General features: G+C 62.4%; 12 protein-coding genes. All 12 read left to right on the top strand.

What is annotated here, in order from left to right; translation table 11 throughout:
- Nucleotides 1–532: 532 nt before the first annotated feature.
- Nucleotides 533–1,699 (top strand): tyrosine-type recombinase/integrase, encoded by a 1,167-nt coding sequence (locus ACN0Q0_RS16895; protein ID WP_417244420.1) that lies wholly within the window; start codon nucleotides 533–535, stop codon nucleotides 1,697–1,699.
- Between the two features lie 67 nt (nucleotides 1,700–1,766).
- On the top strand, nucleotides 1,767–1,958 hold the full coding sequence (locus ACN0Q0_RS16890) for a helix-turn-helix transcriptional regulator (protein ID WP_417244419.1): 192 nt from the start codon (nucleotides 1,767–1,769) through the stop codon (nucleotides 1,956–1,958).
- A gap of 376 nt (nucleotides 1,959–2,334) precedes the next feature.
- Nucleotides 2,335–2,517 (top strand): hypothetical protein, encoded by a 183-nt coding sequence (locus tag ACN0Q0_RS16885; RefSeq protein WP_417244418.1) that lies wholly within the window; start codon nucleotides 2,335–2,337, stop codon nucleotides 2,515–2,517.
- An 80-nt stretch (nucleotides 2,518–2,597) separates the two neighbouring features.
- Nucleotides 2,598–2,792: a helix-turn-helix transcriptional regulator gene (locus ACN0Q0_RS16880; protein ID WP_343503574.1), complete on the top strand. Its 195-nt coding sequence runs from the start codon at nucleotides 2,598–2,600 to the stop codon at nucleotides 2,790–2,792.
- Nucleotides 2,793–2,897: 105 nt separating this feature from the next.
- Nucleotides 2,898–3,218 (top strand): hypothetical protein, encoded by a 321-nt coding sequence (locus ACN0Q0_RS16875; RefSeq protein WP_343503575.1) that lies wholly within the window; start codon nucleotides 2,898–2,900, stop codon nucleotides 3,216–3,218.
- A complete protein-coding gene (locus tag ACN0Q0_RS16870; RefSeq protein WP_343503576.1) occupies nucleotides 3,218–3,439 on the top strand; it encodes a hypothetical protein in 222 nt (73 codons plus the stop codon). Before ACN0Q0_RS16875 ends, ACN0Q0_RS16870 begins: the two co-directional genes overlap by 1 nt.
- Nucleotides 3,440–3,507: 68 nt before the next feature.
- The gene (locus ACN0Q0_RS16865; protein WP_343503577.1) at nucleotides 3,508–4,719 is read left to right on the top strand and encodes a helicase RepA family protein; all 1,212 of its coding nucleotides are present in this window, start codon (nucleotides 3,508–3,510) and stop codon (nucleotides 4,717–4,719) included.
- Between the two features lie 190 nt (nucleotides 4,720–4,909).
- The gene (locus ACN0Q0_RS16860) at nucleotides 4,910–5,329 is read left to right on the top strand and encodes a DUF5681 domain-containing protein (RefSeq protein WP_343503578.1); all 420 of its coding nucleotides are present in this window, start codon (nucleotides 4,910–4,912) and stop codon (nucleotides 5,327–5,329) included.
- The gene (locus tag ACN0Q0_RS16855; protein WP_343503579.1) at nucleotides 5,326–5,598 is read left to right on the top strand and encodes a hypothetical protein; all 273 of its coding nucleotides are present in this window, start codon (nucleotides 5,326–5,328) and stop codon (nucleotides 5,596–5,598) included. The genes ACN0Q0_RS16860 and ACN0Q0_RS16855 overlap by 4 nt, the downstream gene beginning before the upstream one ends.
- Before the next feature lie 8 nt (nucleotides 5,599–5,606).
- Nucleotides 5,607–6,071, top strand: a complete 465-nt coding sequence (locus ACN0Q0_RS16850; protein ID WP_343503580.1) for a hypothetical protein — start codon at nucleotides 5,607–5,609, stop codon at nucleotides 6,069–6,071.
- A gap of 40 nt (nucleotides 6,072–6,111) precedes the next feature.
- Entirely contained in the window at nucleotides 6,112–6,609 is a 498-nt protein-coding gene (locus ACN0Q0_RS16845; protein ID WP_343503581.1) for a tail fiber domain-containing protein, read from the top strand.
- A partial coding sequence (locus ACN0Q0_RS16840) for a cell wall hydrolase (RefSeq protein WP_417244417.1) occupies nucleotides 6,606–8,507 on the top strand: 1,902 nt, incomplete at its 3' end. The genes ACN0Q0_RS16845 and ACN0Q0_RS16840, both read left to right, overlap by 4 nt.

The raw sequence follows: 8,507 nt of genomic DNA, 5'->3' as shown, positions 1-8,507 counted from the left end.
GTCGTACGCCGCATTACCTCACGTTCCGAAAGCGCTGAGTCGCGCTTGCGCGCCGCGGTGGACGCACCAGCGGAAATCCTGGACGGGCAGGGCGAATGCGCTCTGCCCGCTTTTCTTTGCGGTAACAGAACCCTGTTCCCGCGGGCGCGGAGACTGTCGGATGTGGGGGAGGCTGGCTCGACGTGGGGCCGACGTGGGGCCACCGGGACGAGTCGAGCCGGGCGCACGCCGTGTGGCAGGGCAGTGGCATTCAATGTCGGCGAGGGCGTGGGTGGCCGAGCAGTCTCGGAAAGGCAAAATCGCGCGGCTGCGCGCGCGCCACGTGAGGGAATGGGCTGTCGTGAAAGGAAGGACTTCTGGTAGCGGAGGAGGCTACCGTGTACAGGTCTCACGAAATCCCAGACAATCTCAGTAATCCTGATAATCATTGAATAAATCAGAGTTCATCCGCTAGATTTGTCCCATGTGGTCTCTTTCAATCCCATGCATAATGATGGTAAGAACGATGGAAATTTGTGGGGGATGAGACCGTATGGGAAAGCTAACTGCACGTAAGGTCGCGACCCTCAAAGAGCCCGGCCTATACGGTGACGGTGGCTGCCTCTATCTGGCTGTCGGCGAAGGCAACGCGAAGTCTTGGGTGCTACGGACCACGGTGCACGGAAAGCGCAGGGATTACGGCTTGGGATCGGCAAGCCTCGTCTCGCTGGCTGAGGCCAGAGAGCTTGCACTTGAGCTTCGGAAGGTTGCCCGCCAAGGAGGTGACCCCGCCCAATTCCTGAAGAAGGAATCTCTGACGTTCGAAGATGCAACTCGCCGCGTGCACGAGCAGGTCGTTAAGACCTACAAGAGCAAAGGGCACGGGGAACGCTGGATTGCCTCGATGGAGCACTATGCGTTCCCGAAGCTCGGCAAGCGGCCGATCGATCAAATTCAGAGTTCGGAAGTGCTCGAGGTCCTCACGGACATCTGGGTCTCGAAGCACGACACGGCGAAGAGGATCAAGCAGCGCATTAGCTCGGTCTTCGACTGGGCAAAGCACGCTGGCCACTACTCCGGGGAAAATCCTGTCGTCGGCATCCAAAGGGCGCTTCCGACCATCAAGCATCAGGCTGAGCACATGGCGGCGCTGGAGTGGCGGAAGATGCCGGACTTCATGGCCGAGCTGGCGAAGAGGGAAGGGACCTCGGCTCGCTGCTTGGAATTCATCATCCACACCCTTGCCCGATCCAGCGAAGCTCGGTTGGCGTGCTGGGGAGAGATCATCGATATCGTCTGGTTCGTGCCGGCCGAGAGGATGAAACGGAACACGCTTCATCGCGTGCCACTGTCGAGCGGTGCCCTTGCCGCGGTCCGCAAGATGGAGGGGGTTGGGCAGAAGCTGATTTTCCCCAGCGCTCATGCAGGGCACACCGAAGAGAAGCCGCTTTCAGACACCGTTTTCAGGGCCCTCATGGGGCGGATGGGCTACCATGGGATCACGACGCACGGCTTCAGGAGTACCTTTAGGGATTGGTGCTCGGAAGATGCCAAGGCCGAGCGCGAGGGCGCGGGAGCGGCGCCTTCCCCTGCCTACGGGGACAAGGTTGAGCGGGCCTATGCCCGAAGTGACATGTTCGAGCGGCGTGGCGACCTCATGGTGAAATGGTCCCGCTTCTTGGCCGGAGAAGAGGGCAAGGTTGTGAAATTGGCGCGCTAGCCGGGCGTAAACCTTCATTAAACCGCCGGGGTGTATCCCTCCGTCATCAAAGCAAGGAACGAGAAGGATGACAGACAGGATGCTCCGCCGCGGCGAGGTCGAGAGGATTACGGCCCTGAGCAAGAGCACGCTCTACCGGATGATTGCACGCGGTGATTTCCCGGCCCCCACGCGCCTCGGAGCGCGTGCGGTTGGGTGGAGACAGAGTGCCATCAACCGCTGGCTCGAGGAACGGATTGCATTGGAGGTTGCTTGCTGACCGCCTTTCAGAATGTACGTCGTCGCACGCCACGTGGCCGGACGTTGGCCTGCTCGCGCGTTGGCCGAAAGATGCGTGCCCCCTTGCACGGTGGAACATCGGCGAGCGTGCGCGAAGCAACTGACAAACCTTGCGCTCGAATGCACTCGAAGAGATTGGAGATTTCGCCCAGATGAGCTTCTCAAATGATGACGCATTCTGGAAGCTAGTCAGAGCCTTCGAACTCGGGCGCCAGTTCGCCACAGCGGATACAGCTGGAGCGAAGCCGGAGCGTCGCCCTCGAGGGCGACCGAAAGGGTCCAAATACCTTGGTGACATTAATCGCTCTCGAGCAATGGCAGTCGACGCAATGCGAGGCAGGCTGCTGAGGCTGGGGTTGGAGGACGCAGTAGATTACTCGGACCCAAAGCTCATTTCATTGGCGGTCGCCGCGAAAGAACTTGGCGAGGACGATGGCTGCGAAGGGCTGATGTTCGAGCTCCTTTGTTCGGCCAGCTTCGATACGGTTGTCGCCTCAGTGCGGGCCGGGCGCGCCAATGTGAAGCGTATGAAAAAATAGGGCAGATTTAACCCTACGCGATAAGTCCTCTCAATTTGTCCAAGTTCACCCCATCGCAACCTAGCCGATGGGGTGACATCATGACGAACACTGACCCGCTCATTCGCGACAAAGAAGCCGCCGCCATGATTGGCGCATCCGTTTCGACGTTCTGGCGTCACGTGCAGAACGGCATCTTTCCCCGGCCCATCAAGATTGGCGGCATGAGCCGCTGGCGCGTCAGTGAAATTGAGGCTGTCATCGCCGCCGCCGCTGCTTCCCGAGAAGCCGCATAAGAAAACCCCCGCAAACCGCATTCCGGGTTCGCAGGGGTCGATTTCTTGACGCAGAGAAACGATAGCCACGCGGCCCGGTCTTTTCAACACGAAAGGATCGCGAGCATGTCGAGACCTCATATCCAAGGTCCCCGTACCGACGAAGCGCTGGGCGATAGGCATCCTTGCCAGTCGAGCCGCCGCACGCCGAAGCAGCAATCATTTTCCAGCGCCATCAAGCGCCCCCATCTGGGAGCAGTGCGGGCATTTGGCTACGCGCTCACGCTTGGAACTGAGAGCGGGTGGCACACCTTCTGCTCGATCCTGCAGGCCCGTCTCTCGATCGAGGACCGTGCGGCCCTCGCTTTCACAGTGCTGTGCAGCCTCGATGACGACACCGCGCTCATGACTTCACAGATGGCTCTCGGCACGTGGGAGGCTTGCTGATGGGTGAAGTCGTCCAGATGCCCAACCAACGCATCAAGTGCGTGACGATCGCCCCGGGGGGATCCAAACGCCGATGGGACGTAGTCCTCGTTGAACGCTTTCCAGGAAAAGACCGCTGCACGCACGTGGCAGAGGCCGTCAACCAAGCTTGGGCAGAATACATCGCCAAACTGATTGCAATGCAAGGCGACCTCCCTTTCCGGCGGGAGCATGTGGAGTGAGCAGACCTTTCGACGCCCATTTCCAGAACGCTCAGACGCATCGACGGGAGTATTCCCGGACTGGTGTCATGAAACCTCTGCCGGGTGACCGCAAGATTGATCCCGCGGGTGGCCGGTTTGAGTTCGAGGGAGAGGCTCGAGGCTGGGTGCACGTGCGAGGTGCCGAAGACGTACCCCCTGAAATCTGGCTCAAAGGGCCGATGCCGCTCGCAACCGACGGCGTTCCGACCCGCAAGACGTTCTTGGCATCGGCCATGCGGCCGCTTTCCCAGATCGGGGCTGACCTCACTTCTCGATACCTGGTCAAGCGGTGGCTCGATACGGGCGCCTTCTCGGTCATCTATGGGGAGTCCAACGTGGGGAAGACCTTCCTTGCCCTCGACATGGCGTTCCACGTCGCCGCCGGAGAGCCCTGGCATGGCAGCCTCGTGAAAGGAGGGCCCGTCGTCTACCTGGCCTCGGAAGGAGGGCGCGGCATCGAACTCAGGATTGAAGCCTTCCGCCGGCAAAATCCAGAGCTCACCCAAGCGATTGAGAAGGCCCAATCGTTCCGGCTCCTGTCCGTCACTGTCGACCTATGCGCGCCGGGTGACGCTGAGGCTCTTGGAGAGCTTCTTGGCGGCCTAAAGCCGGCGCTGATCGTGGTCGATACGCTGGCCCGCTCCATGGGTGCAGGTGACGAGAACACCGCCAAGGACATGGGCGCACTGATCCGCAACATTGATCATCTTCGGGCCGAGACCGGAGCACATGTGATGGTCATTCACCACAGCGGCAAGGACACCACGAAGGGGGCCCGGGGCAGCGGCTCGCTGCGCGGCGCCGTGGACCACGAGATTGAGCTGACGCGCGATGGCATGGTCATCACCGCGGAGAACAAGAAGGAGCGGGAAGGGCCCTCGGGGCTGTGCTTCTCCTACACCCTTCACGCTGTGCCCCTCGGGGAGGACGAAGACGGCGACGAGGTGAGTTCCTGTGTGGTCGAAGCCACCGACGCGCCGGCCCGCCGTGCACCGAGGATCAAGGGGCAGGCCAAAATCGCTCTGGACGCGTTCGGAGATGCTTTGGCGGAGCATGGTGAGGTCAAGGGCGGCGACATCTTCCCGGCTGGTGTGCAGTGTGTCTCGCTCGATGTCTGGCGCCAGTTCTGTGAGCGGCACTCCCTCTCGAGCAGCGACAATCCCACCAGCCAGCGCACGGCCTTCCACAAGGCGAAAACGACGCTCCAAGAGAAGGGCGTCATCTGCATCGTCGATGGTTTCGCCTGGAGGGCAGAATGATGATTTCACCGAATGTTCCCAACCGTTCCCTGTCGTTCCCGGAACGTTTCGGAACGCCGCCGTCCCCAGCGTTCCCGTTGTTCCCTCTCTATAGAGAGAGGGAACGTTGGGAACGCCTGCGGGGGGACGTCGAGATGGCGCGCGGCGCGGCCCTGTTCCTTGTCTCGGTGTTCTGCGCGGAGGTCCCGCGATGACCCGTAACAACGGAAGAAATTCGGACGGCACCTTTGCGGCAGGAAACCCCGGCAAGCCTCGTGGCAGCCGGCACAAGGTCACTCGGGCAGTAGCTGATCTCCTCGACGGTGAGGCCGAGGCCATCACGCGGAAAGCCGTGGAGATGGCTCTTGAAGGGGATGCGACTGCGCTTCGTCTCTGCCTCGAGCGAGTTGCTCCGGCCAGGAAGGACTCGCCCGTCACCTTCGAACTTCCGGCCATGAGCAATGCTTCCGAGGCCGCGGGTGCGTCAGCCGCGGTTCTGACAGCAGTCGCAGAGGGCAATTTGACCCCAGCCGAGGGCGCGGCGGTCATGGGGTTGGTGGACAGCTACCGACGCACTCTGGAGGTGACGGAAATTGAGCAACGTCTCGCAGCCCTGGAGGCAGAGAAATGACGATGAAATCGAGGCTTGAACGGCTTGAACGCAAATCGCCGAGCAGCGCTGAGCCGGCGCGGACCATCATCATCCGATCGTTCAAGGCCCCTGACCAAGAGAACAGCCACCCGTCGTTCGCCTACATCATGGCCGGCCCGCACAAGGGGTCTCAGGCGCAACAGGTGCCCGAGGAAAGCGACACGGAATTTGAGGCGCGCCTTCGCCGCATCGTGGCTGGTGAGTGTGAGCCGAACGGTCGGGCAATGACGCCCAGCGCAGAGGAGTGACAAAAAGCATGGATAGCACGGTCGACAACCTGGAGCGCTGGATGAGCGGCAACGAGAGCGCGGTGAATTTCTGCCGCAACTTCTCGCTGACATGCGAGGCCTACCTCCTGACCTTCGAGAGAGACGCTGGCGGAGATGCCTTCGCCCGCCTCTTCTTCGGCATCGGGTTCAGCCAAGAGATGCACCCATTCTTCGCGGCATCTGCGGACGTCTTTCGCCCGCTGCTTCTCACGAACGCGATGAAGATCCTCGCCGCCTATAGCATGGAGGATGGTCCTGAGGGGCAGCGCGCTGTTCGTGAAGCTGTGGCAGGGACCATCACTGACTTCCTCTTGGCATCAGCTTGGGTTTGCGGGGGCGACGAGCGCGCCAAGGAGGTCAGCCTCGAAATCATGAACCGGGACGCCCTGTGCTCGCCGAATGCGACGCACGTTCCCACACACGCTGCGCCTCCGGGCGCTCTTCTCCACTGATCCCGGCACTGCCCGGGCCCTTCCCAGAAAGGAAACGAAGATGCTTTTCGGACAAGGCTCCTTCATCAACGACCCGAAAGCGACGCCTGAGCAGGTTGCTAAGAAGCGAGAGACCATCGCGGCCATGATGGGCCAGTACGGTAAGGCCAGCACTCCCGGCGAAGGCTGGCTGCATCTTGGCACCGGCATCACGAACGGCATTAGCGACTACAAGCTGAGCAAGATGGAGCAGGCGCGCAGGGCCGGGGCTAACGAGCAGTACAACACGGTTGTCGGCGGACCGGCCAAGAGCGTGGGTGGAGGGCTCTTTCAGACTGCGGCAAATCTGTTCTCGCTCTCCGACGAGCGCGCGAAGACCGACAAGCACAAGATCGGCGAGACCGAGGACGGCCTCGGCCTCTACAGCTTCCAGTACAAGGGCGAGGACCAGACGCAGGTCGGCCTGATGGCTCAAGACGTGAAGAAGAAGAAGCCCGGCGCGGTGAAGACGCTGCCGAACGGCTTGATGGCAGTCAATTACGAAAGGGCGCTGAAATGATCTTCGGACAAGGCACTTTTATCAACGAAGCCGACGCGACTCCTGAGCAGGTCGCGAAGAAGCGGGAAGCAATTGCGGCCATGATGAGCCAACAGGGTCGGGCCAGCTCGGCGGCGGAGGGCTGGGTGGACCTCGCCACGGGTATAATAAACGGCATCAGCGAATACAAGTTGAGCAAAATGGAGCAGGACCGCCGGGCTGGGGCCACGGAAGCGTTCAAAGCTGAAACGGACAAGATGGACGCATGGAAGACCTCTTGGAACCCGTTCGGCGGCGGCAATATCTCGACCAGCGGGACGCAGACCCACGGCGCGGATGGCGCATTTGGCGATACCTACGGCGCGCGCAATGCCGCCATGGAAGCAACCGGCGGGCCGACCCGCGCCGCGGCTGACCAGTTGAGCGGGCGTGACCGCGAGCTTCTGGCCCGCACCCTCATGGCAGAGGCCGGGGGAGAGGGGTTGCAGGGCATGCTTGCCGCTGGGTCGGTGATCAACAACCGGCTGAACGCGGGTGGCTACGGCGACTCTCTGGAAGGCGTGATCATGAAGCCCGGCCAGTTCTCGGCGTGGAATGGCGTCACCGGATATGCTGGCGGCGAGGGAGGGCTCGACATGGCGAACATGACGCCGAGCGAGCAGGCCTATCAGGCGGCTGATGCGATCCTCTCCGGCCAGTACGAGGACCCCACCGGCGGCGCGACGCACTACTACAACCCGGCGGCGGCCAACCCGGCGTGGGGCGTACAGGGCGGCGGCGATTGGACCCGCATCGGCAATCACGTCTTCGGCAGCGCGGACGCCGGGCGTGGCACCGGGCCGGGCACCATCTCGACGCAGGGCGGCGCTGTGCAGGGTATGCCCGCCTACACTGGCCCTTCTGTCCAAGAGCTCGCCGGGCTCCTGGCAAATCCATGGATGACCCCTCAGCAGCAGGCGTCCATTCGGATCATGATGGACGAGGCACAGAAGGCGACCGACCCCATGCGGCAGCTGCAGTTGCAGGAGGCGCAGTTGCGTCTTGAGCGCGCCCGCAACCCGCAGACGGTCCGCACGCTGTCGAGTGAGGAAGCCACCGGTATGGGTCTTCCGGCAGGTGGCGTCTATCAGATGAAGCCCGACGGCTCGATCACCACCGCAGCTGCGGCTCCGAAGGCAGGCGCGGGCGGCAACGAGTTCGGCCTGACACCGCAGTACATCACTGACGCCGCGGGCAACCTGAAGATGGTGCAGCTCGGCAAGGACGGCTCGATCAACGAGGTGAAGCTGCCGGAGGGCTCGGCGATCCAGAAGGGCGTCGAGAAGCTCGACCTCGGGACCGCGTTCCAGTGGTACAACACCATCACCGGAGAGCCGATCGGCAATCCCATCGCCAAGAACAACGAGCAGGCGGCGGCGGACACCGCGCGCGGTACGGCCACGGGCAAGGCGGACGCCGAGGCAATGCAAGCGGCCCCGCAGGTCATCGCTCGTGCCGACGAGGGCATTCGCCTGATCGACCAAATCCTTAATGACCCGGAGTTGCCTAGCATCCTCGGCAATGTGCAGGGGCGCATCGACCCGGAAGGCTTCTCTGGCCTCTTCATGTCGCAGGACGCGATCAACCTCGCGACGAAGGAAAAGCAGCTGCGGGGCCAGACCTTCATGCAGGCGTTCGACAGCCTCAAGGGTGGCGGCCAGATCACCGAGAAGGAAGGCGAGGCGGCGACTCAGTCGATCGCGAACCTGAGCCGCCTCCAGGACGAGAAAGCCTATGCGGCTTCGCTGGGCTATCTGCGCCAGCTTCTCGAGAATGCCAAGGCACGGGCGAACGGTCGCGCAGGGCCAGAGTATCTGCCGCGCGGGGATCGCGCGCCGGCACAGGCCGGCGGCGGGGAGACCCGCGTTCGCCACAATCCC

The organism is Celeribacter sp. (genome assembly GCF_048259695.1).
Lineage (GTDB): Bacteria > Pseudomonadota > Alphaproteobacteria > Rhodobacterales > Rhodobacteraceae > Celeribacter.
This window is presented reverse-complemented; position numbering and strand designations above follow the sequence as displayed.

What these genes read in the sequence shown, in the direction of transcription:
- ACN0Q0_RS16895 (WP_417244420.1), top strand. Translation starts at nt 533, where the DNA reads ATGGGAAAGCTAACTGCACGTAAGGTCGCGACCCTCAAAGAGCCCGGC.
- ACN0Q0_RS16890 (WP_417244419.1), top strand. Translation starts at nt 1,767, where the DNA reads ATGACAGACAGGATGCTCCGCCGCGGCGAGGTCGAGAGGATTACGGCC.
- ACN0Q0_RS16880 (WP_343503574.1), top strand. Translation starts at nt 2,598, where the DNA reads ATGACGAACACTGACCCGCTCATTCGCGACAAAGAAGCCGCCGCCATG.
- ACN0Q0_RS16875 (WP_343503575.1), top strand. Translation starts at nt 2,898, where the DNA reads ATGTCGAGACCTCATATCCAAGGTCCCCGTACCGACGAAGCGCTGGGC.
- ACN0Q0_RS16870 (WP_343503576.1), top strand. Translation starts at nt 3,218, where the DNA reads ATGGGTGAAGTCGTCCAGATGCCCAACCAACGCATCAAGTGCGTGACG.
- ACN0Q0_RS16865 (WP_343503577.1), top strand. Translation starts at nt 3,508, where the DNA reads ATGAAACCTCTGCCGGGTGACCGCAAGATTGATCCCGCGGGTGGCCGG.
- ACN0Q0_RS16860 (WP_343503578.1), top strand. Translation starts at nt 4,910, where the DNA reads ATGACCCGTAACAACGGAAGAAATTCGGACGGCACCTTTGCGGCAGGA.
- ACN0Q0_RS16855 (WP_343503579.1), top strand. Translation starts at nt 5,326, where the DNA reads ATGACGATGAAATCGAGGCTTGAACGGCTTGAACGCAAATCGCCGAGC.
- ACN0Q0_RS16850 (WP_343503580.1), top strand. Translation starts at nt 5,607, where the DNA reads ATGGATAGCACGGTCGACAACCTGGAGCGCTGGATGAGCGGCAACGAG.
- ACN0Q0_RS16845 (WP_343503581.1), top strand. Translation starts at nt 6,112, where the DNA reads ATGCTTTTCGGACAAGGCTCCTTCATCAACGACCCGAAAGCGACGCCT.